The 22,160-nt window shown below is 68.3% G+C and carries 21 protein-coding genes, 1 tRNA gene and 2 pseudogenes; 19 read left to right on the top strand and 5 right to left on the bottom strand.

The window, feature by feature from the left end; all coding sequences use genetic code 11:
- Positions 1–127: 127 nt before the first annotated feature.
- The gene (locus tag A5750_RS12290) at positions 128–712 is read right to left on the bottom strand and encodes a TIGR03086 family metal-binding protein (RefSeq protein ID WP_197505418.1); all 585 of its coding nucleotides are present in this window, start codon (positions 710–712) and stop codon (positions 128–130) included.
- 23 nt (positions 713–735) lie between these two features.
- Between A5750_RS12290 and A5750_RS12285 the strand changes: the two genes are divergently transcribed.
- The 4 genes and pseudogenes from A5750_RS12285 to A5750_RS26600 form a co-directional block, all read left to right on the top strand.
- Complete coding sequence (locus A5750_RS12285; RefSeq protein WP_066953386.1) at positions 736–1,560, top strand: crotonase/enoyl-CoA hydratase family protein; 825 nt, start codon at positions 736–738, stop codon at positions 1,558–1,560.
- A 25-nt stretch (positions 1,561–1,585) separates the two neighbouring features.
- Positions 1,586–2,821 (top strand): lipase LipE, encoded by a 1,236-nt coding sequence (gene lipE / locus A5750_RS12280; protein WP_066953388.1) that lies wholly within the window; start codon positions 1,586–1,588, stop codon positions 2,819–2,821.
- Positions 2,822–2,850: 29 nt separating this feature from the next.
- On the top strand, positions 2,851–3,042 hold the full coding sequence (locus A5750_RS12275) for a hypothetical protein (protein ID WP_066953390.1): 192 nt from the start codon (positions 2,851–2,853) through the stop codon (positions 3,040–3,042).
- Positions 3,043–3,076: 34 nt separating this feature from the next.
- A pseudogene (locus tag A5750_RS26600) lies at positions 3,077–3,311 on the top strand (hypothetical protein); the annotation flags it as partial.
- Between the two features lie 12 nt (positions 3,312–3,323).
- On the opposite strand, the gene A5750_RS12270 reads toward A5750_RS26600, so the two are convergent.
- Positions 3,324–3,410 (bottom strand) — tRNA-Ser (locus A5750_RS12270).
- Positions 3,411–3,447: 37 nt separating this feature from the next.
- Here A5750_RS12270 and A5750_RS12265 point away from each other — a divergent pair.
- Complete coding sequence (locus A5750_RS12265) at positions 3,448–4,416, top strand: NAD(P)H-quinone oxidoreductase (protein WP_066953602.1); 969 nt, start codon at positions 3,448–3,450, stop codon at positions 4,414–4,416.
- A 15-nt stretch (positions 4,417–4,431) separates the two neighbouring features.
- Here the strand turns inward: A5750_RS12265 and A5750_RS12260 are convergent, their stop codons facing one another.
- The gene (locus A5750_RS12260; RefSeq protein WP_066953392.1) at positions 4,432–5,628 is read right to left on the bottom strand and encodes a cysteine desulfurase-like protein; all 1,197 of its coding nucleotides are present in this window, start codon (positions 5,626–5,628) and stop codon (positions 4,432–4,434) included.
- Positions 5,629–5,754: 126 nt separating this feature from the next.
- On the opposite strand from A5750_RS12260, the gene A5750_RS12255 reads away from it, so the two are divergent.
- The 5 genes and pseudogenes from A5750_RS12255 to A5750_RS12235 all read left to right on the top strand — a co-directional run bounded on the left by A5750_RS12255 (position 5,755) and on the right by A5750_RS12235 (position 10,840).
- Positions 5,755–7,728: a DUF6541 family protein gene (locus tag A5750_RS12255; protein WP_066953394.1), complete on the top strand. Its 1,974-nt coding sequence runs from the start codon at positions 5,755–5,757 to the stop codon at positions 7,726–7,728.
- Positions 7,728–8,257 (top strand): annotated as a pseudogene (locus A5750_RS12250) (bacterial proteasome activator family protein). The gene A5750_RS12255 and the pseudogene A5750_RS12250 overlap by 1 nt, the downstream one beginning before the upstream one ends.
- 9 nt (positions 8,258–8,266) lie before the next feature.
- Positions 8,267–9,106, top strand: coding sequence for an ABC transporter ATP-binding protein (locus A5750_RS12245; protein WP_066953397.1), 840 nt, complete (start codon positions 8,267–8,269; stop codon positions 9,104–9,106).
- On the top strand, positions 9,099–10,013 hold the full coding sequence (locus A5750_RS12240; RefSeq protein WP_066953399.1) for a glycosyltransferase: 915 nt from the start codon (positions 9,099–9,101) through the stop codon (positions 10,011–10,013). Before A5750_RS12245 ends, A5750_RS12240 begins: the two co-directional genes overlap by 8 nt.
- Positions 10,010–10,840: an ABC transporter permease gene (locus A5750_RS12235; RefSeq protein ID WP_066953401.1), complete on the top strand. Its 831-nt coding sequence runs from the start codon at positions 10,010–10,012 to the stop codon at positions 10,838–10,840. The genes A5750_RS12240 and A5750_RS12235 overlap by 4 nt, the downstream gene beginning before the upstream one ends.
- Before the next feature lie 54 nt (positions 10,841–10,894).
- On the opposite strand, the gene A5750_RS12230 is transcribed toward A5750_RS12235, so the two are convergent.
- Positions 10,895–11,227 (bottom strand): DUF732 domain-containing protein, encoded by a 333-nt coding sequence (locus A5750_RS12230; RefSeq protein WP_231989180.1) that lies wholly within the window; start codon positions 11,225–11,227, stop codon positions 10,895–10,897.
- A 122-nt stretch (positions 11,228–11,349) separates the two neighbouring features.
- Between A5750_RS12230 and A5750_RS12225 the strand changes: the two genes are divergently transcribed.
- The 9 genes from A5750_RS12225 to A5750_RS12185 all read left to right on the top strand — a co-directional run bounded on the left by A5750_RS12225 (position 11,350) and on the right by A5750_RS12185 (position 21,734).
- Complete coding sequence (locus A5750_RS12225; RefSeq protein ID WP_066953405.1) at positions 11,350–11,871, top strand: 6-carboxytetrahydropterin synthase; 522 nt, start codon at positions 11,350–11,352, stop codon at positions 11,869–11,871.
- A 43-nt stretch (positions 11,872–11,914) separates the two neighbouring features.
- Positions 11,915–12,130, top strand: a complete 216-nt coding sequence (locus A5750_RS12220) for a hypothetical protein (protein ID WP_082948317.1) — start codon at positions 11,915–11,917, stop codon at positions 12,128–12,130.
- 60 nt (positions 12,131–12,190) lie between these two features.
- A complete protein-coding gene (locus A5750_RS12215) occupies positions 12,191–13,330 on the top strand; it encodes a flotillin family protein (RefSeq protein ID WP_066953409.1) in 1,140 nt (379 codons plus the stop codon).
- 96 nt (positions 13,331–13,426) lie between these two features.
- Positions 13,427–13,906 carry a GreA/GreB family elongation factor gene (locus tag A5750_RS12210; protein WP_066953603.1) on the top strand — a complete coding sequence of 160 codons (480 nt, stop codon included), beginning with the start codon at positions 13,427–13,429 and terminating at the stop codon, positions 13,904–13,906.
- 113 nt (positions 13,907–14,019) lie between these two features.
- Complete coding sequence (locus tag A5750_RS12205; RefSeq protein WP_156659544.1) at positions 14,020–14,388, top strand: GtrA family protein; 369 nt, start codon at positions 14,020–14,022, stop codon at positions 14,386–14,388.
- A 32-nt stretch (positions 14,389–14,420) separates the two neighbouring features.
- Positions 14,421–15,812 carry an FAD-binding oxidoreductase gene (locus A5750_RS12200; RefSeq protein ID WP_067263129.1) on the top strand — a complete coding sequence of 464 codons (1,392 nt, stop codon included), beginning with the start codon at positions 14,421–14,423 and terminating at the stop codon, positions 15,810–15,812.
- An 11-nt stretch (positions 15,813–15,823) separates the two neighbouring features.
- Positions 15,824–16,588: a decaprenylphospho-beta-D-erythro-pentofuranosid-2-ulose 2-reductase gene (locus A5750_RS12195; protein ID WP_067263092.1), complete on the top strand. Its 765-nt coding sequence runs from the start codon at positions 15,824–15,826 to the stop codon at positions 16,586–16,588.
- A gap of 2 nt (positions 16,589–16,590) precedes the next feature.
- On the top strand, positions 16,591–18,471 hold the full coding sequence (locus tag A5750_RS12190) for a galactan 5-O-arabinofuranosyltransferase (protein ID WP_066953415.1): 1,881 nt from the start codon (positions 16,591–16,593) through the stop codon (positions 18,469–18,471).
- Positions 18,468–21,734, top strand: a complete 3,267-nt coding sequence (locus tag A5750_RS12185) for an arabinosyltransferase domain-containing protein (protein ID WP_067263089.1) — start codon at positions 18,468–18,470, stop codon at positions 21,732–21,734. Before A5750_RS12190 ends, A5750_RS12185 begins: the two co-directional genes overlap by 4 nt.
- A gap of 3 nt (positions 21,735–21,737) precedes the next feature.
- Here the strand turns inward: A5750_RS12185 and A5750_RS12180 are convergent, their stop codons facing one another.
- Entirely contained in the window at positions 21,738–22,088 is a 351-nt protein-coding gene (locus A5750_RS12180; protein ID WP_067263086.1) for a hypothetical protein, read from the bottom strand.
- Between the last annotated feature and the right edge of the window lie 72 nt (positions 22,089–22,160).

The raw sequence follows: 22,160 nt of genomic DNA, 5'->3' as shown, positions 1-22,160 counted from the left end.
GGCCGCACATTCGGCGACCCGTGTGCGGCTGGACGCACACTCGCGACCAGTTTGAACTCACGGCTTTGAGTGTGCGTTCACGCCGGGCGCGGCCGCCCTGGCGTCACACTCAACAAAAGGGCGAGCGTCAGCGGGCCAGGTTGCGGCCGGTGAACGCGACCAATTGCTCGAGCGCTCCGGCGTCCTCGGGCACGTCCACCGGATCGTCAAACCCGGCACCGCCCCGCAGCTCCGGCCTGATGACCTTGCGGGCCAGCCCCAACACATACTCGGACAGCGGTTCGGGCGCGTCGATCTCGTGTCCCACGGCGGCGGCGTAATCCCAAGCGTGGACCAGGAATTCGATCGACAGGACGGCGCACGCACTCTTGGCGGGCATCTCGCCCTTGCCGAACGGCACGGACCCGTCCAGGCCGTGGCGGTGCCAGGCGTCCAGCGCGGGCCGAGCGGCGGCGACCACCTGGCGTTCCACCGAATCGCTTTGGTCGCGCTCCGGGATCTCCGCGCCGACCATGCCGCCCAGAGCCGTGATCGAGTTCATCAGGTGATCGGTCAGCTGCGCGACGTCGAACTCCGCACACGGCGTCTGCTGCGACAGGTCGTCGGCCGCGATGGTGTGCAGCACCCGCTGCAATACCCCGAGCGTGTCCTCGGCGCTGTGCAGTTCGTCGGTGGGCGGTGAATGCGGTCCGGGTCGCAAGTCGGGAGCCATATTCGCCACGCTACGGTCTCGATATGGCGCAAGCATACGAATCGGTCACCGTCGAGACGAAAGACCACGTCGCCCAGGTGACGCTGATCGGGCCGGGCAAGGGCAATGCGATGGGACCGGCCTTCTGGTCGGAGATGCCGGAGCTGTTCGCGGCGCTGGACGCCGACCCCGAGGTGCGCGCGATCGTGCTGACCGGGTCGGGCAAGAACTTCAGCTATGGCCTGGACGTGCCCGCGATGGGCGGTTCGTTCACCCCGCTGCTGTCCGGTGACGCGCTGGCCGGCCCGCGCGCGGTGTTCCACCGCGAGGTCAAACGCATGCAGGGCGCCATCACCGCCGTCGCGGACTGCCGGACCCCGACCATCGCCGCGGTGCACGGCTGGTGCATCGGCGGCGGCGTCGACCTCATCTCCGCGGTCGACATCCGCTACGCCAGCGCCGACGCCAAGTTCTCGGTGCGCGAGGTCAAGCTCGCCATCGTCGCCGACGTCGGCAGCCTGGCCCGCCTGCCGTACATCCTGAACGACGGGCACCTGCGCGAACTCGCGCTAACCGGCAAGGACATCGACGCAGCCCGGGCCGAGAAGATCGGCCTGGTCAACAACGTGTACGACGACGCCGACGCCACGCTGGCCGCCGCACACGCCACCGCGGCCGAGATCGCCGCCAACCCGCCGCTGGCCGTGCACGGCATCAAGGACGTCCTCGACCAGCAGCGCATCGCCGCGGTGTCGGAGAGCCTGCGCTACGTCGCCGCCTGGAACGCCGCCTTCCTGCCCTCCAAGGACCTGACCGAGGGCATCGCGGCGACATTCGAGAAGCGCCCGCCGCGGTTCACCGGGGAGTAATCCGGCGCCACGTACCCTCGCTGAGGTGACACCAGACGGCAGAATCCGCGTCCCGGCCGACCTGGACGCCGTGACGACGATCGGCGACGAAGACCACTCGGAAATCGACAGCGCCGCCGTCGAGCGGATCTGGGGGGCGGCCCGGCACTGGTACCAGGGCGGCTTCCACCCCGCCATCCAGCTGTGCATCCGCCGGCACGGGCGCGTCGTGCTCAACCGCGCGATCGGCCACGGGTGGGGCAACGCGCCGAGCGACCCGCCCGACGCCGAGAAGATCGCCGTCACTCCGGACACGCCGTTCTGCGTCTACTCGGCGGCCAAGGGAATGGCGGCGACCGTGGTGCACATGCTCGTCGAGCGTGGCGTCTTCTCACTCGACGACCGCGTCTGCGACTACATCCCCACCTTCACCAGTCACGGCAAGCATCGGATCACCATCCGGCACGTCATGACCCACAGCGCCGGACTTCCCTTCCCGACCGGACCCAAGCCGGACGTCAAACGCGCGGACGACCACGAGTACGCGCAGCAAAAGCTGGGCGAGCTGCGCCCCCTCTACCGGCCGGGGCTGGTGCACATCTACCACGCGCTGACCTGGGGCCCACTCGTGCGCGAGATCGTTTACGCGGCCACCGGCAAGGAGATTCGCGAGATCCTCGCCACGGAGATCCTCGACCCGCTCGGCTTCCGCTGGACCAACTTCGGTGTCGCCGAGGAGGACCTGCCCTTGGTCGCGCCGAGCCACGCGACCGGCCGCCCGTTGCCGCCGGTCGTCGCGCAGATCTTCCGCAAGGCGATCGGCGGGACCGTGCACGAGATGATCCCGATCACCAACACCCCCATGTTTCTCACGACCATCATCCCGTCGTCCAACACGGTGTCTACCGCACACGAGATGTCGCGGTTCGCCGAAATCTGGCGTCGCGGTGGAAATCTCGACGGCGTGCGGGTGATGAGCCCGGAGACGATGTACGGCGCGATCAAGGAATGCCGGCGATTGCGACCGGATTTCGCGGTAGGGCTGCAACCGGCCCGGTGGGGCACCGGCTTCATTCTCGGAACGAACCGGTGGGGGCCGTTCGGGCTCAACTCGCCGCACGCGTTCGGCAATCTCGGCCTGGTCAACATCGCGATCTGGGCCGACCCGGCGCGCGGCCTGGCGGCCGGCGTAGTCAGCAGCGGCAAGCCCGGGCGCGACCCGGAAGCCAAGCGCTACACCGCCCTGATGGACACGATCACCGCCGAGATCCCCACCGGTTGAGGGCGCCCGCCGGTGGGAACACTGCCGCCATGGCTACCTACCGAGTGCTCAACCCGAAGGGCGACGTCGTCGCGACGAAGGACATCGAAAGCGCCGATAAGGCGCACGCGTGGTTCGCCGATGAGGCGGTCGAAGGCAACGAACTGGGCTGGCGCATGGAAGTCGAAGCCGACGGCGAATGGCGCTTCTTCGACAGCAGCGAAGGCGATCGCAGCTACTAGCGTTTGCGGCCCGCCTCGTCGAGCACCCAAAGACATGGACTCTGAACGCTTCCGCAAGCTGCTAGAGGCCCCCGCGCCATTCGCGTCGGTCTACTTCGACTACTCGCACGACACCCACGACGCCGAAGCTCAGCTCGACCTCAAATGGCGGGCGCTGAGGGAAGACCCGGGAACGGCAGGGCGCCTCGGCGGCGGTGGCCGAGGGAATCGGCCGTGCCGTACAGCATTTGCGCCCGCCGATCGGCCGCAGTGGGCGCGGCGTGGTGGCGGGCTGAGACCTGCGGTGGCGGAGGGATTTGAACCCCCGGACGGTGTTAGCCGTCTCTCGCTTTCAAGGCGAGTGCATTAGGCCGCTCTGCCACGCCACCACGAGTAAGGGTAGCGGGGGTCGGTAGCGTGGCCACCATGCGCGCCATCGTCGCCGAATCCCCCGATCAGCTGTCCTGGCAAGACGTCCCGGACGTTTCCGCCGGGCCCGGCGAGGTGCTGATCAAGGTCACCGCGGCCGGCGTGAACCGCGCCGACCTGCTGCAGGCCGCCGGCAAATACCCACCGCCGCCGGGCGCCAGCGACATCATCGGCATGGAGGTGTCGGGCGTCGTCGCCGAAACCGGCGAGGACGTCGCGGATTGGCCGGTGGGACAACAGGTTTGCGCGCTGCTGGCCGGCGGCGGATACGCCGAGTACGTCGCCGTTCCCGCCGGTCAGGTGATGCCGATTCCCGCCCGTGTCGACCTCGTCGACGCGGCCGGGCTGCCGGAAGTCGCCTGCACGGTGTGGTCCAACCTGGTGCTGACCGCCCACCTCGGCACGGGGCAGCTACTGCTGGTGCACGGCGGCGCCAGCGGGATCGGCAGCCACGCGATCCAGGTTGCGCGGGCGCTGGGCGCCCGGGTGGCCGTCACGGCCGGGTCGGCGGAGAAGCTGGAATTCTGCCGCGAGCTGGGCGCCGAGATCACCATCAACTACCGCGACGAGGACTTCGTCGAGCGGCTCCAGCAAAGCGGCGGCGCCGACGTGATCCTGGACATCATGGGCGCCGCCTACCTGGACCGCAATGTCGACGCCCTGGCGACGGACGGGCAGCTGGTCATCATCGGCATGCAGGGCGGCATCAAGGGCGAGCTCAACATCGCCAAGCTGCTCGGCAAGCGCGCGCGGGTCATCGGCACCACGCTGCGCGCCCGACCGGTGACCGGCCCGAACAGCAAGACGGAGATCGTGCAGGCGGTGATCGGCTCCGTGTGGCCGATGATCGCCGAGGGGCGCGTCCGGCCGATCATCGGCGCCCGCATGCCCATCCAGCAGGCCGGGGAGGCACATCAACAGCTCACGGCAAGCAAGGTGACCGGGAAGATCGTGCTGACGATCTAGCGGCGACGAAAAGCCTCAGCCCAGCGACGCCAGCGCGCGGACCAACTGGTCCACCTCGGCCGTCGTCGAATAATGCGCCAACCCGATGGTGACGGCGCCGCCGATGTCGTTGACGCCCAACACGTCGAGCGCGCGGGAGTTCTCACACGTGACGGCCAGGATCCCGTTGTCGGCCAGCCGCTGCACCACCCGCTCGGCGGGCACGCCGTTCAGGGCGAAGCTGACCACGGGGATCCGCACCTCCGGGCGGCCGATCACCATGACCAACGGCAACGACCGCAACGACACCATGAGGTAATCGAAGATCCGGTTCATGTAGAGGCTGGCCGATTGCATCGACACCGACAGGCGTTCGCGGCGGCTGCCGCGTGCGGACTCGTCGAGTGCGGCCAGGTACTCGATGCTGGCGACCACACCGGCGAGCAGACCGAACTGGTGCGCGCCGATTTCCAGGCGCGCCGCGCCGGTCGCCTTGGGGTCCGTCGAGATGGAGCTGAACGAATTGAGCAGCGCCGGATCGCGGAACACCACCGCGCCGATCGGTGGGCCGCCCCACGCCAGGGCGTTCACCGCCACCACGTCGGCGTCGCTCTCCTTCACGTCGAGCAACCGGTACGGCGCCGCCGCGGAATGGTCCACCACGACCAGCCCGCCCACGTCGTGCACCAGCTTGGTCATGGCTCGCAGGTCGGTGACCGTGCCCAGCGTCCCGGACGCGGACGCGACGGCCACCAGCCTGGTCGACTTCCCGATCAGACCCTCCCACTGCCAGGTCGGCAGCTCGCCGGTCTCGATGTCGATCTCGGCCCACTTCACCTTGGCGCCGTAGCGGTGCGCCGCCCGCAGCCAGGGGGCGATGTTGGCCTCGTCGTCGAGGCGGCTGACGACCACCTCGTAGCCCAGCCCGGCGCGCGACGAGGACGCCTCGGCCAGCGCCGACAACAGGATGGCGCGGTCGGCCCCGAGCACCACGCCCGCCGGGTCGACGTTGAACAGGTCGGCCACCGCCGCCCGCGCCGCCTCCAGGATGGCGGCGCTGCGCTGCGCCGACGGGTGAGCGCCCGCCGTCGTGGCGCTAGACCTTCGGAAGGCGGTCGAAACGGTGGTCGCGACGGAATCGGGGATGAGCATCCCGGCCGGCGCGTCGAAGTGCACCCACCCGTCACCCAGCGACGGATGCAGTCCGCGCACCCGGGCGACGTCGTATGCCATGCCAGCCACCTTAGAGCTTGCGCATTTCCGCGAAACTGTGACGTAGCGGGTGCCCGAACGCTCAAGCCGTTCCAGCCGGCCGGTGGCTTCGGAGAGGCGGGACACCCGGCCAGCCATACTAGTCCAGTGGGCCTCTGGTTCGGAACGCTGATCGCATTGTTTTTGCTGATAGCGCCCGGGGCGATCATCGCGCGAATCAGTCAGCTGAGTTGGCCTGTCGCTGTCGCCGTGGGCCCGGCGCTGACCTACGGCGCGATCGCGCTGGCGATCATCCCGTTCGGTGCGGTTGGAATCCCGTGGAACGGCTGGACCGCGCTGGCGACGCTGGTCGCGGTGTGTCTGGTGATGACGGTCCTGCAGCTGCTGGTCGGCCGCTACCGCGACACCGAGGCCGAAGCCCGCGGGATCGGCCGCTGGCCGGCGGTGACGGTGGCGGCCGGGGTGCTGCTCGGGTCGCTGCTGATCATGTGGGCGGCGCACCGCGGTTTGGCCGCCCATTGGCAGACCATCCCCAGCACCTGGGACGCGGTCTGGCACGCCAACGAGGTGCGGTTCATCCTCGACACCGGGCAGGCGTCGTCGACGCACATGGGCGAGTTACGCAACGTCGAAACGCACCAGACGCTGTACTACCCGTCGGTGTTCCACGCGTGGGTGGCGGTGTTCTGCCAACTCACCGGGGCGGCGCCCACCACCGGCTACACGCTGAGCTCGGTGGCGGCGTCGGTGTGGCTGTTCCCGACCAGCGCGGCGATGCTGGCCTGGCGGCTGCTGCGCGGCAGCTGGTGTGAATGGCGCACCGCCGCCGCGGCCGCGACCACCGCCGCGCTGTCGGCGTCGTTCACCGCCCTTCCCTACGTCGAGTTCGGCGTCGCCGCGATGCCCAATCTGGCCGCCTACGGGGTCGTGGTACCGACGTTCGTGCTGATCGCCTCGACGCTGCGGCACCGCGACCGCATCCCGGTGGCGGTGCTGGCCTTCGTGGGGGTGATGTCTGTCCACCTGACCGGCGGATTCATCGTCGTGCTGTTCGTGGTGGCCTGGTGGCTGCTGGACGTGCTGTGGCGTCCGGTGCGCGGCCGGGTCGCCGATGTCGTGACGCTCGCGGGCGTGACGGCGGCCACCGGGCTGATCCTGTTGCCACAGTTCATCAGCGTGCGGCAGCAGGAAGACATCATCGCCGGGCACTCGTTCCTGACCCACCTCAGCAAGAAGCGGGGCCTGTTCGACGCCGTCTTCCAGCACTCGCGTCATCTCAACGACTTCCCGTACCAGTACGGGCTCATGTCGCTGGCGATCCTCGGCGGGATCATCTTCGCTTACAAGAGGATCTGGTGGCCGCTGGCGGTCTGGCTGCTGTTGGTGGTGGTGGACGTCGACGCGGGCACACCGCTGGGCGGCCCGCTCGGCGCGGTAGCCGGCGCGTTCGGAGAGTTCTTCTACAAGGACCCGCGTCGGATCTCGGCGGCCATCACTCTGCTGCTGCAACCGATGGCCGGCGTCGCATTGTTCGTGATCGTCGCGGGAGTGGTCGCCGGGGCCAAGCGGGTCGCCGACCGGTCCAAACCGCTACCCGCGCCGGTCTGGACCGCGGCCACGGCCGTCCTGCTGCTGGCGACGACGGTATTCACCGCCCGCCACTATTTCTATCGACACCTGGTCCTGTTCGGCGACAAGTACGACTCGGTGATGATCGACCAACGCGACCTGATGGCGATGGCCTACCTGTCCACGCTTCCGGGCGCGCACACCACCGTGATCGGCAACGCCAACACCGACGGCACCGCGTGGATGTACGCGGTCGCCGACCTGCACCCGCTGTGGACCCACTACGACTACCCCCAGCAAATGGGCCCCGGACCCAACCGATACATCTTCTGGGCCGGCGCCCGCAAGGGAGAGTCCGATCCGCGGGTGGTCGAGGCGATCAAAGCGCTCAATATCCGGTACATCTACACCAGCACACCGACGGTCCGGGGCTTCGCCGTGCCCGACGGACTAGTCTCACTGGATAAATCGAAGTCGTGGGCGCTGATCTACGACAATGGTGGAGCCCGAATCTACGAATGGCGCGGAAACGGCGCGGCGCCGCACTCTTAGTGCGCAAAAGGATGGTGATGGATTGACTACCCGCAACGACGACGATGGCATCGAGATCATCGGCGGCGGCGACCCGCGGATGACGGCGGTATCGGAGGACGACTCCGACGAGCGCTCCCTGACCGATCTGGTTGAGCAGCCCGCCAAGGTGATGCGCATCGGGACGATGATCAAGCAACTGCTCGAGGAGGTGCGCGCCGCGCCGCTCGACGAGGCCAGCCGCAACCGACTGCGCGAGATCCACGCGACGAGCATCCGCGAACTGGAAGAGGGCCTGGCGCCGGAACTCCGCGAAGAGCTCGACCGCCTCACCCTGCCGTTCAACGAGGACGCGGCGCCCTCCGACGCGGAGTTGCGCATCGCCCAGGCCCAGTTGGTCGGCTGGCTGGAAGGGCTGTTCCACGGCATCCAGACGGCGCTGTTCGCCCAGCAGATGGCGGCCCGCGCCCAGCTGGAGAACATGCGCCAGGGCGCGCTGCCCCCCGGCGTCGGCAAGCCGGGCGCGTCCGGGCACGGTCAGTACCTGTAAGCGAAGCACGTGGCGGGTCCTCACATCGAGACGCACAACGCGTGGGTGGAATTTCCCATTTTCGACGCGAAGTCGCGCTCCCTGAAGAAAGCCTTCCTGGGCAAGGCGGGCGGCACGATCGGCCGCAACAGCTCCAACGTGGTGGTCGTCGAGGCGTTGCGCGACATCACCATGTCGCTTGAGTTGGGCGATCGGGTCGGCCTGGTCGGTCACAACGGGGCCGGGAAATCCACTCTGCTGCGCCTGCTTTCGGGCATCTACGAACCCACCAGGGGCTGGGCGAAGGTCACCGGCCGGGTCGCACCGGTCTTCGATCTGGGCGTCGGCATGGACCCGGAGATCTCCGGTTACGAGAACATCATCATCCGCGGGCTGTTCCTCGGGCAGACCCGCAAGCAGATGCTGGCCAAGGTGGACGAGATCGCCGAGTTCACCGAGCTGGGTGACTACCTGTCGATGCCGCTGCGCACCTACTCCACCGGCATGCGGGTACGGCTCGCGATGGGCGTCGTCACCAGCATCGACCCGGAGATACTGCTGCTCGACGAGGGCATCGGCGCGGTGGACGCCGACTTCCTGAAGAAGGCGCAGTCGCGGCTGCAGGGCTTGGTGGAGCGGTCCGGAATCCTGGTGTTCGCCAGCCATTCCAACGAGTTCCTGGCCCGGTTGTGCAAGACCGCGATGTGGATCGACCACGGAGTCATCCGCCAGGCCGGCGACATCGAAGACGTGGTGCGCGCCTACGAGGGCGAGGACGCGGCCCGCCACGTGCGCGAAGTACTGGAGGAGACCCGGCCGCAGGGCCGTACCGACGAACCGCTGGCGCAGAGCGCATCCGGGGATGAGTGAATCCATCATCGCCGTGGTGGTCACGCACCGGCGCGCCGACGAACTCGCCAAGTCGCTGGACGCGCTCAGCGCGCAGACCCGGCCGCCAGATCAGCTGATCGTCGTCGACAACGACGGTGGCGCGGATGCCCGCATCCGCGAATTGGTTGCCGCCCAACCGATCTCGACGACCTACCTGCCCTCCCGCCGAAACCTCGGCGGTGCGGGTGGTTTCGCGCTCGGCATGCTGCACGCGCTGGCGCAGGGCGCCGACTGGGTATGGCTGGCCGACGACGACGGTCGCCCGCAAGACTCCCGGGTGCTGGCCACGCTCCTGGCCTGCGCCGAGAAGCATGGCCTGGCCGAAGTATCGCCGATGGTGTGCAACTCCGACGACCCGGAACGGCTGGCGTTCCCGTTGCGCCGTGGCCTGGTATGGCGCAGGCGCGCTGACGAATTGCGCACCGAAGCGGGACAAGACCTGTTGCCCGGGATCGCGTCGCTGTTCAACGGCGCGCTGTTCCGGGCGGCCACCCTGGATGCAGTCGGCGTCCCGGACATGCGGCTGTTCATCCGCGGCGACGAGGTGGAGTTGCACCGCAGGCTGGTTCGGTCCGGCCTGCCATTCGGCACCTGCCTGGACGCGATCTACTTGCATCCCTGCGGATCCGACGAGTTCCGCCCGATCCTGGGCGGCCGCATGCACACCCAGTACCCCGACAATCCGACGAAGCGGTTCTACACCTACCGCAACCGCGGCTACCTGCTGTCACAGCCTGGCCTGCGCAAGCTGCTGGTCCAGGAGTGGGTCCGGTTCGGCTGGTACTTCCTGATCACCCGCCGCGACCCCAAGGGGCTGGCCGAGTGGATTCGGTTGCGCCGCTTGGGGCGTCGGGAGCAGTTCGGCAAACCGGGAGGCTCCACTTGACATTCATCGACGCCGCCGCCCAGTCGCGGACCTTCACCCGCGCCCGGGGCGATCTGGTCGCGGGCTTCCGTCGGCACGAGTTGTGGCTGCACCTGGGCTGGCAGGACATCAAGCAGCGCTACCGCCGCTCGGTGCTGGGGCCGTTCTGGATCACCATCGCGACCGGCACCACCGCCGTCGCCATGGGTGGCCTGTACTCCAAGCTGTTTCACCTCGAGCTCTCCGTGCACCTGCCGTACGTCACGCTCGGGCTGATCATCTGGAACCTCATCAACGCGGCCATCCTCGAGGGTGCCGACGTCTTCGTCGCCAACGAGGGACTGATCAAGCAGCTACCGACGCCGCTGTCGGTGCACGTCTATCGGCTGGTGTGGCGGCAGATGATCTTGTTCGCGCACAACATCGTCATCTACGCCGTCATCGCGGTCATCTATCCCAAGGCGTGGTCGTGGGCGGATCTGTCGGTGATCCCGGCGCTGGGTCTGATCGTCCTCAATTGCATTTGGGTGTCACTGTGTTTCGGCATCCTGGCGACCCGCTACCGCGACATCGGCCCGCTGCTGTTCTCCGTCGTGCAGTTGCTGTTCTTCATGACGCCGATCATCTGGAACGACGACACGTTGCGGCAGCAGGGCGCGGGGCACTGGTCGAAGATCGTCGAGCTCAATCCGCTGCTGCACTACCTCGACATCGTTCGCGCGCCGCTGCTGGGCGCCCACCAGGAGCTGCGGCACTGGGCCGTGGTGGGGGTGCTGACGGTCGTCGGCTGGGTGCTGGCGGCGTTCGCGATGCGGCAGTACCGCGCCCGGGTGCCGTACTGGGTTTAGCCCTGCGACGATGCGCCGCGCACGCGGCGTGAGGAGCCGGGCAATCGATGTAGCTCACATCAGCGGGGGCAGCGGATTCAGCCAGTCCAACGAACCGTCGGTCTGCCCTTTGTATTGCGGGCAATAGGCGGACACGGAAGCGCCGACGAAGAACCCGGCTTGTCGCGCCGACAGGTTGGCCTCTTTCATCACCTTCATCGCCAGGACGCTCGATCGTTGGTTCTTGTCGAGTCCGGCGCACACGCTCCGCGCCATCGCGATCGCGGTGCCCGGGTCGTTCAGCACGATCCCGTTATCCGCAAGGGCCGCCAAGAAGGCGTCGTCGGGTGGGTCCGCCGACGCCGGGGCCGCGGAGAACAGCGCGGCAACAAACAGCAGAGCCGCCATCAGTGGCGCCCACTGCCTACGACCGACGCACATAGCTACCACGATAGGCACCGGCCACCATCGGGGACGGCTCCAAGAATTCTTTGAGGATTCCGCAAGGCGTGCCCCGGAGGCTGGGACCCATGCGCAACACCATCTTCGTCGACGGCGACCGCGTGGCCACGATGCACCGCGCCGACGCGCCACTGGGCCGCACGGCCAGGTTCCACCTGCGCAGGTTGTTCGACAACCTGCCCTGCTGCCATCGCTCATGGGCCAATCAAGGCAAACGCTTCTTCCTGCACGGCTACGAGCGGGCCTTCGACATCGAGTTCGCCTGCGCCGAAACCGAACCCGGCACCGACGCGGTGATCGGCGAGGGCACCCTCGACGAGGTCAGGACGGCACTGCGCGACCAGTTCGACCACACCACGCTGATCGCGGTCGACGACCCGCAGCGCGATCTGTTCGAGCTGCTGGCCGACCGCGGCGTCATCGATCTACGGATCATGGACGACACCGGGATGGCGGGCACGGCCGCCTGGACGTTCGAAACGGTCGAAGACATCGTCGGGCTGGCGACCGGCGGCCGGGTCTGGGTGTCCCGGATAAAGGCCCGGGAGAACCGTAACAACGTCGTCACCCTCACGGCGGGCCCCGTTTAGACGAAACACGACGCCCGCATTGCCGATGCGAGAGTATGCGTTCGTGAGCGACGCCGCGGCAATCGGCTGTGTTGGGACGTTGACCGTGGCAACCCGCGGGGACCGTGGCGCCGGCGAGGTGCTGGTCACCGTGCGGGGCGCCAAGGAGGCCTTCCTGGCGTGGTCCGACGACCCCCTGCCCAAGGGCGCCGAGGTGCTGGTGGTCGACGTCAGGGGAGCCCGGACGGTGGTCGTCGAACCCTGGCAGGGCCTCGCCTGATCCGAATTGACCGCGCGGATCGCCCGAGATACAACAGCGAAACCCGAAAAAGGAGACCCCATGCTCGGTTACAAGGTGCCCGCCCCCGACGAGGCGATGCTCGTCTCGGGCGGCCGAAGCAAGAGCAACGCCCCCTTCCGCGTCGTGACCGGCCACGGCGCGTTCATCATGCCGTTCTTCCGCAAGGCCCGCTTCCTCACGCTGGCGATGTGTGAGGCCGAGGTCTCCGAGAAATGCGTGACCCAACAGGGCATCACGCTCAATGTCCGGGCGGTGATCGCCTTCAAGGTCGGCAACGACGCCGAGAGCATCATCAGCGCCGGACAACGCTTCCTGTCCGAACAGGACCAGATGTCCGTGCTGACCGGGCGCATCTTCGCCGGTCACCTGCGCTCGATCATCGGCTCGATGACCGTCGAGCAGATCATCCGGGAACGCCAGAAACTGGCGACCGAGGTCCTCGACGGCTCCAAGGAGGAGATGGCCCGGATCGGGCTCACCGTCGACGCGCTGCAGATCCAGTCCATCGACGACGACGGGCTCGGCTACATCAACGCGATGTCGGCGCCGCACAACGCGGCCATCCAGCAGCAGGCCCAGATCGCACAGGCGCAGGCCAATCAGCTGGCCGCCGAAGCCGAGCAGGAGTCGCAGCGCAAGCAGGCGGAATTCGCCCGCGAGACCGCGATCGTCAAGGCGCAGTACAAGGCCGAGGTCGACAAGGCGCAGGCGGAGGCGGCCCAGGCGGGCCCGTTGGCCGAGGCCGAGGCCCAGCGCGAGGTGCTGCAGATGCGCACCGAGCTGGCCCAGCGCGCCGCCGAGCTGCGCCAGCAGGAGCTGGTCGCCGAGGTGGTCAAGCCCGCCGAGGCCGAGGCCGAACGCGTCCGGATCCTGGCCGTCGCCGACGCGGAGAAGATGAAGATCCAGGCGGAGGCGGCGGCGTCGCACAACCGGGTGGCGCTCGACAAGGCGCTCATCGACCAGCTGCCCGAGATCGTGGAGAAGGCGGCCCGGGGGCTCGCCAACGCCAACGTGACCGTGCTCAACGGCGCCGAAGGGCTGACCGAGGTGGCCAGCGGCCTGGTCGCGCAGGGCAGGGCGATCTTCGACGCCCTGCGCGGCACCGTCGACTACTACGACGACGAGGACGGCGCACCGCCGCTCGCCACTAACTCCGAATCCGGCTCGACCAGCCGCTGAGTGGGACCCGCCGCATACCCGATAATGGTGGCGGCCGCCTCGTCGTGGTGCGACACTGGAACGCCACTTGAGCAACTGGGCGAAAGGTCCACCGACGTGAGCAAAAAGGTCCAATCAGCAGCGGATGCGGCGCGGGCGAACCTGGCCGCCGAGCTGGAGCGGCTACGGCAGCGGCGGGACCGCCTGGAGGTCGAGGTCAGGAACGACCGCGGCATGGTGGGCGATCACGGCGACGCGGCCGAGGCGATTCAGCGCGCCGAGGAGCTGGTTGGGCTCAGCGATCGGATCAACGAGCTGGATCGGCGCATGCGGACCGGGCCGTCGCGGCCCGATGCATCGGAAACGCTGCCGGGGGGCACCGAGGTGACCCTGCGGTTCTCCGACGGTGAAGTGGTCACCATGCACGTGATCTCCATCGTCGAAGAGACGCCGGTCGGCCGGGAAGGTGAAACGTTGACGGCGCGCAGCCCCCTGGCCCAGGCCCTGGCCGGACACAAGGCGGGCGACACGGTGACCTACTCGACCCCGCAGGGCGAGGATCAGGTCGAGCTGATATCGGTCAAGCTGCCCCGTTAACGCCTCTCCGCCGGGTCCCGGGATGCCGCGGCGTTCCCGTTAAACTCCCCCCAATGGTTGCCCCGCTGCCCGACGCTGCGCCGCCGAGCCCGCAGTTGAGTCTGACGACCCAGATGACGCGGTTCGTCGTCACCGGCGGCCTGGCGGGGATCGTGGACTTCGGCCTGTACCTGGCGCTGTACAAAGCCGTCGGCGTCCAGGTTGACCTGGCCAAGGCCAGCAGCTTCGTCGTCGGCACCATCACCGCCTATCTGATCAACCGCCGGTGGACGTTCCGGGCCGCCCCGAGCACCGCGCGGTTCGTCGCGGTCATGGTTCTGTACGGCATCACCTTCGCCGTGCAGGTCGGGCTCAACCATCTGTGCCTGGCGCTTTTGCACTACCGCGGGTGGGCGATACCCGTCGCGTTCGTGATCGCGCAGGGCACGGCGACGGTGATCAACTTCGTCGTGCAGCGGGCGGTAATCTTCCGCATTCGCTGAGCCGACGTTCGCAAGCGGTACCCTCTGTGACGATGTTGAGCACCGATGTTTTGACCACCGCCACCCGGCTGACGGGCTTTGGCCGCACCGCGCCGTCGGTGGCCGAGGTGCTTTCGACCCGGGACCCCGAGGTGGTCGCCAAGGCCGTCGCCCGGGTGGCCGAATCGGGCGGACCCAACGGCCGGGGCGTCATCGCGCGCGGGCTGGGCCGGTCCTACGGTGACAACGCCCAAAACGGCGGCGGCCTGGTGATCGACATGACGGGCCTCAACCGGATCCACTCGATCAGCGCCGACACCCGGCTGGTCGACGTCGACGCGGGCGTCAGCCTGGACCAGCTGATGAAGGCGGCGCTCCCGTTCGGGCTGTGGGTTCCGGTGCTGCCGGGCACGCGCCAGGTCACCGTAGGCGGCGCGATCGCCTGCGACATCCACGGCAAGAACCATCACAGCGCGGGCAGCTTCGGCAACCACGTGCGCTCGATGGACCTGCTCATGGCCGACGGCAGCGTCCGCACCCTCACCCCCGACGGTGACGACGCCGAGCTGTTCTGGGTCACCGTGGGTGGCAACGGCCTGACCGGGATCGTCCTGCGCGCGACCATCGAGATGACGCCCACCGAGACGGCCTATTTCGTCGCCGACGGGGTGGCCACCAAGGACCTCGACGAAACGGTCGCCGTGCACCTCGACGGCAGCGAAGCCAACTACACCTACTCCAGTGCCTGGTTCGACCTGATCAGTCCGCCCCCCAAGCTCGGCCGCGCCGCCGTCAGCCGCGGCAGTCTGGCGAAGCTGGACCAACTGCCCAAGAAGCTTGCCAGGAATCCGCTGAAATTCGATGCGCCACAACTGTTGACGGTGCCGAACGTTTTTCCGGTCAGCGCGATGAACAAGCTGTCCTTCATGGCGATCGGCGAGGTGTACTACCGGCTGGGCGGCAACTACACCGGCAAGATCATGAACCTGTCGCAGTTCTACCACATGCTCGACCTGGTCAGTGGTTGGAACAACGCTTACGGCCCAATGGGTTTCGCGCAACACCAGTTCCTCGTCCCGCCGGACGCGATGGACGAGTTCAAGGCCATCATCCGCTGGATCCAGACCCGCGGCCACTACTCGGCACTGAACGTGTTCAAACTGTTCGGGCCGGGCAACCGCGCACCGCTGAGTTTCCCGATGGCCGGCTGGAACGTCGCGATGGACTTCCCCAACAAGCCGGGAATCAACGAGTTCCTCAACGAACTCGACCGGCGCGTACTGGAATTCGGCGGCCGAGTGTACACGGCCAAGGATTCCCGCGCGAGCGCCGAGACCTTCCACGCCATGTACCCCCGCATCGACGAGTGGATCGCGGTGCGCCGCAAGGTGGATCCCGCCGGGGTGTTCGCCTCGGACATGGCCCGACGTTTGGAGCTGTTGTAAATGGTGCGCCAATGGTTTTAGATGCCGTGGGAAATCCGCAGACCATCCTGCTGCTCGGCGGGACCTCCGAGATCGGGCTGGCCATCTGTGAGCGCTACCTGCAGAACGCGCATGCCCGCATCGTGCTGGCCGCCATGCCCGATGACCCGGGCCGCGATGCCGCCGTCGCCCAGATGAAGGCGGCGGGTGCGCGGTCGGTGGAGCTGATCGACTTCGAAGCCACCGACGCCGACAGTCATCCGAAGACGATCGAGGCGGCCTTCGCCCACGGTGATGTCGACGTGGCGGTTGTCGCCTTCGGGATCCTCGGCGACGCCGAAGAGTTGTGGCAGGACCAGCGCAAGGCCGTCTTGGCCGCCGAAATCAATTACACCGCCGCCGTTTCGGTGGGTGTACTGCTCGGCGAGAAGATGCGCGCCCAGGGCTTCGGCCAGATCATCGCGATGAGCTCGGCCGCCGGGGAGCGGGTGCGGCGATCCAACTTCGTCTACGGCTCCACCAAGGCGGGGCTGGACGGCTTCTATCTGGGGCTCGGAGAAGCGTTGCGCGAGTATGGTGTTCGCGTCCTGGTCATCCGCCCGGGTCAGGTTCGTACCCGGATGAGCGCGCACGTCAAGGAAGCGCCGCTGACCGTGGACAAGGAGTACGTCGCCAACCTCGCCGTGACCGCCGCCGCAAAAGGTAAGGAATTGGTTTGGGCGCCAGCAGCATTCCGGTACGTGATGATGGTGTTGCGACACATCCCGCGCAGCGTCTTCCGCAAGCTGCCAATCTGATCATGCGCAACGCGCTGGCCAGTCTCGGCCAGATGGCGGTCGCGGTGGCGGTGGCCGTCGTGGTCGCGGTGGTCTCGCTGGTCGCCATCGCCCGCGTGCAGTGGCCGGCCTTCCCGTCGTCCAACCAGCTGCACGCGCTGACCACTGTGGGGCAGGTCGGCTGCCTGGCCGGTCTGGTCGCCGTGGGCTGGGCATGGGGGCGCTCCGGCCGGTTCCGGTGGCTCGCGCAGCTGGGCGGGCTGGTGTTCGTGTCCGCGTTCACCGTCGTGACGCTGGGCATGCCGCTGGGCGCGACCAAGCTGTACCTGTTCGGCATCTCCGTCGACCAGCAGTTCCGCACCGAGTACCTGACCCGGCTCGCCGACAGCCCCGCCCTGCGCGACATGACCTACATCGGGCTGCCGCCGTTCTACCCACCCGGCTGGTTCTGGATCGGCGGGCGCGCCGCGGCGCTGAGCGGAGCACCGGCCTGGGAGGTCTACAAGCCGTGGGCCGTCACCTCGATCACGATCGCGGTGGCCATCGCCCTGGTGCTGTGGTGGCGGATGGTCCGCTTCGAGTACGCGCTGATCGTCACCACCGCGACGGCGGCCGCGACGCTCGCCTACGGCTCGCCCGAGCCCTACGCGGCCATGATCACAGTGCTGCTGCCGCCGGTGCTGGTGCTGACCTGGTCGGGTCTGCGCGGCGGCGAACGCAACGGCGGGTGGGCCGCCGTGGTTGGTGCGGGCCTATTCCTCGGCTGGACGGCGACCTGGTACTCGCTGCTGCTGGCCTTCAGCGCATTCACGGTGTTGCTCATGGCGCTATTGCTGGCCGGTGCGCGCTGGCGGCGCGGCGGCTTCGGGGCCGCGCTCGACCCGGTGCGCCGGCTGGCCCTCATCGCGGTCATCGCCGCGGCGATCGCGAGCACCACCTGGCTGCCGTTCCTGTTGCGGGCGCTCCGCAGCCCGGTCAGCAACTCCGGCAGCGCCTTTCACTACCTACCGGCCGACGGCGCCGTGCTGACCTTCCCCATGCTGCAGTTCTCTCTGCTGGGCGCGGTCTGCCTGCTGGGCGCCCTGTGGTTGGTGGTGCGGGCGGGTTCCTCCGTGCGGGCGGGGGCCATCGGCATCGGGGTGCTGGCGGTCTACTTGTGGTCGCTGCTTTCGATGCTGACGACGCTGGCGCGCACCACGCTGCTGTCCTTCCGGCTGCAGCCGACGTTGACCGTGTTGTTGGTGGCCGCCGGGGCCTTCGGCTTCGTCGAGGCCGTCGGGGCGCTGTCCGCGCGCGGGCGGGCCGTCCTGCCCGTCGCCGGCGCCGTCGGCCTGGCCGCCGCGATCGCATTCAGCCAGGACATTCCCGACGTGCTGCGCCCGGATCTCACCATCGCCTACACCGACACCGACGGCAACGGCCAGCGCGGTGACCGCCGGCCGCCGAGTTCGGAGAAGTTCTACCCCGACATCGACCACGCCATCACGACCGCGACCGGCAGGCCCCGCGACCAGACCGTTGTGATGACCGCCGACTACAGCTTCCTGTCCTTCTATCCCTACTGGGGATTCCAGGGGTTGACGTCGCACTACGCCAACCCGCTCGCGCAATTCGACCTGCGGGGCGCCCAGATCAACAAGTGGTCCAAGCTCAAGTCGGCCGACGACCTCATCCACGCGCTCGACACCTGTCCATGGCCACCACCCACGGTGTTTCTCATGCGCCGCGGCGCGAACGGCAACTACACGCTGCGGCTCGCTGAGGACGTGTATCCCAACCAGCCCAACGTCCGTCGCTACACCGTCGACCTGCGGGCCGCCCTCTTCGACAGCCCACAGTTCGTCGTGCACAGCGCCGGCCCGTTCGTGGTGGCCATCCGCAAGCCCCCGACAAGCCGCTCATGAGCACCGACACCTCGCCGCCCGGCGTCGAAGAACTAGCATCTACCACCGTGACCGACACGGGAGCGAACCACCGGATCACTCGGTTGGTTGCCACCGTCGCCGGGCTGCTCGGGGCCCTGCTGGCCATCGCCACCCCGCTGCTGCCGGTCAACCAGACCACCGCACAGCTCAACTGGCCCCAGAACGGCAACTTCGAGAGCGTCGACGCGCCGCTGATCGGGTACGTCGCCACCGACCTCAACATCACCGTGCCGTGCCAGGCCGCCGCCGGGCTGGCCGGCCCGGCGAACACGGCGAAGACGGTGCTGTTGTCGACGGTGCCCAAGCAGGCCCCCAAGGCCGTCGACCGCGGGCTGCTCATCCAACGCGCCAACGACTACCTGGTGGTGGTGGTGCGCAACGTCGCGGTGGTGACCGCCCCGCTGAACCAGGTGCTGAGCCCGGCCTGCCAGCGGTTGACCTTCACCGCGCACGCCGATCGCGTCACCGCCGAGTTCGTCGGGCTGACCCAGGGACCCAACGCCGAGCATCCCGGCTCGCCGCTGCGCGGGGAGAAGAGCGGCTATGACTTCCGGCCGCAAATCGTCGGCGTCTTCACCGATCTGGCGGGGCCGGCGCCGCCGGGCCTGAGCTTCTCGGCGACCGTCGACACCCGCTACAGCAGCAGCCCCACCCAACTGAAGATGGCGGCGATGATCCTCGGGGTGGTCCTGACCGCCGCCGCCCTGGTCGCGCTGCACCTGCTCGACACCGCGGACGGCAGCCGGCATCGCCGCTTCCTGCCGTCCCGCTGGTGGTCGATCGGCGGCCTGGACGCGCTGGTGATCGCCGTGCTGGTGTGGTGGCAGTTCGTCGGGGCCAACACGTCCGACGATGGCTACATCCTGACCATGGCCCGGGTTTCCGAGCACGCCGGCTACATGGCCAACTACTACCGCTGGTTCGGCACGCCGGAGGCACCCTTCGGCTGGTACTACGACCTGCTGGCGTTGTGGGCCCACGTCAGCACCGCCAGCATCTGGATGCGGTTGCCCACCCTGGCCATGGCGCTGACGTGCTGGTGGGTGATCAGCCGGGAAGTCATGCCGCGCCTGGGTCACGCCGTGAAGCTGAACCGCGGCGCGGCGTGGACGGCGGCCGGCATGTTCCTGGCCGTGTGGCTGCCGCTCAACAACGGCCTGCGGCCCGAGCCGATCATCGCGTTGGGCATCCTGCTGACCTGGTGCTCGGTGGAACGCGCGGTGGCCACCAGCCGGTTGCTGCCGGTGGCGGTCGCCTGCATCATCGGTGCGCTGACGCTGTTTTCCGGGCCGACGGGCATCGCCTCGATCGGTGCGCTGCTCGTCGCGATCGGGCCGCTGCGGACCATCCTGCATCGGCGGTCCAAGCGGTTCGGCGCGCTGCCGCTGGTGGCGCCTCTGTTCGCCGCGGTCACCGTCACCGCCATCCTCATCTTCCGCGACCAGACCCTGGCGGGCGAGGTTCAGGCCAGCATGCTCAAGCGCGCCGTCGGTCCCAGCCTGAGTTGGTTCGACGAACACATCCGCTACGAGCGCTTGTTCATGGCCAGCCCCGACGGGTCGGTCGCCCGCCGCTTCGCCGTGCTGGCGCTGGTCCTGGCGCTCGGGATCACGGTCGCAATGTCGTTGCGCAAGGGCCGGATTCCGGGCACGGCCGCCGGGCCGAGCCGCCGCATCGTCGGGATCACCATCATCTCGTTCATCGCGATGATGTTCACTCCCACCAAGTGGACCCACCACTTCGGGGTGTTCGCCGGGCTGGCCGGGCCGCTGGGCGCGCTGGCCGCGATCGCCGTGACGTCCGTGGCGATGCGATCCCGGCGCAACCGCACCATGTTCGCCGCCGTCGTGCTGTTCCTGGTGGCCTTGTCGTTCGCCAGCGTCAACGGCTGGTGGTATGTGTCCAATTTCGGTGTGCCCTGGTCGAATTCGTTCCCGGCGTGGCACTATGCCTTCGCCACCGCGCTGCTCGGGCTGACCGTCGTGGTGTTGCTGCTGGCGGCCTGGTTCCACTTCGTTTCGCTGAACGACGGGCCGCCCAAGACCCGGTACGGGTCGCGCGTGGCCGGAATCGTCCAGTCCCCGTTGGCAATTGCGACGTGGCTGCTGGTGGTGTTCGAGGTGGCATCGCTGACCCTGGCGATGACCGACCAGTACCCGGCATGGACGGTGGGTCGCTCCAACCTCGAGGCGCTGACCGGCAAATCGTGCGGGCTGGCCGAGGACGTGCTGGTGGAACAGGACCCCAACGCCGGCACCCTGTCGCCGGTGAGCGCCACCGCGGGTGACGCCCTCGGTGCGGGCCTCTCGGAAGCCTTCACGCCCAACGGAATTCCCGCCGACGTCCGCGCCGACCCCGTGATGGAGCGTCCAGGTGACCGCAGCTTCATCAACGACGACAAGCTGGTCACCGGCGCCGAGGCCGGCACCGAGGGCGGTACCACTCCGGCGCCGGGAATCAACGGTTCGGTTGCCCAGCTGCCCTACAACCTCGATCCGTCGCGCACCCCCGTCCTGGGCAGCTGGCGGCCCGGCATCCAGGTGCCCGCCCACCTGCGATCGGGCTGGTACCGACTGCCCGATCGCGACCAGGCGCGGCCGCTGTTGGTGGTCAGCGCAGCCGGCCGCTTCGACCCCCGCGAGGTCCAGGTCCAGTGGGCCACCGATGACGAAGCGGCGCACGGGCATCCCGGTGGGTCGTTCCAGCTCGCGGATGTGGGGGCCTCACCGGCCTGGCGCAACTTGCGCTTGCCGTTGTCGGCCATCCCCAGCGGCGCCACCCAGATCCGGTTGGTCGCCGACGACGAGGACCTGGCGCCGCAGCACTGGATCGCACTCACACCGCCCCGGATTCCGCAGCTGCGCACGCTGCAGGACGTGGTTGGGTCGCGGGACCCGGTGTTTCTGGACTGGTTGGTCGGGCTGGCGTTTCCCTGCCAGCGGCCGTTCGGCCACCAGAACGGCGTCGACGAGGCGCCGAAATGGCGCATCCTGCCGGACCGTTTCGGCGCCGAGGCCAACTCGCCGGTGATGGACAACAACGGCGGCGGACCGCTGGGCGTCACCGAGCTGCTGGCAAAGGCGACCACCATGGCCACCTATCTGAAGGACGACTGGTCGCGCGACTGGGGCTCGCTGCAACGGCTGACGCCGTATTACCCCGATGCGCAGCCCGCCCGCCTGCAGCTCGGTACGGCAACGCGCAGCGGCCTGTGGAATCCCGCGCCCCTGCGCAAGACTTAGCCGTCACAACCCGGGCAGGCAGTTGATGAACGGGATGCACGGAGGCGAGGGCGGCCGCGGTGGTGGAAAACCTTCGATGATGGTCGAATTGGTCACCGGGCTGTTCTGATCGAAATACCAAGGGTGGCAGACGTTTCTGTCCCAGTTCGGCATGTTCTTGAGCTCTGGTGAGCCCGGGCACCATTGATAGGTGCAGCTGTTGGTGGGGCTCGGCCCGCGGCTTGGGTCCTGGCACACCATCGGGGCAGGCTGCGCATGGCCGGTTCCCACGACCAGGCCCGAACCGACGACGGCGAAGCCGCCCGAAAGCAATGCACCAGCGAGCATCCGCTTGGCGTTGTGACCGATGTTCATGCCGCCAGTGCAGGCGGTCGGGGCCGCTACCGATCCCAAGGTCGCGGCCGATCGCAGGGTTGGCGCCCACCA

Origin of the sequence: Mycobacterium sp. 852002-51613_SCH5001154 (genome assembly GCF_001667425.1) — a bacterium.
GTDB lineage: Bacteria > Actinomycetota > Actinomycetes > Mycobacteriales > Mycobacteriaceae > Mycobacterium.
Note: the sequence above shows the minus strand (reverse complement) of the source record. Positions and strands in the feature narration are given on the sequence as shown.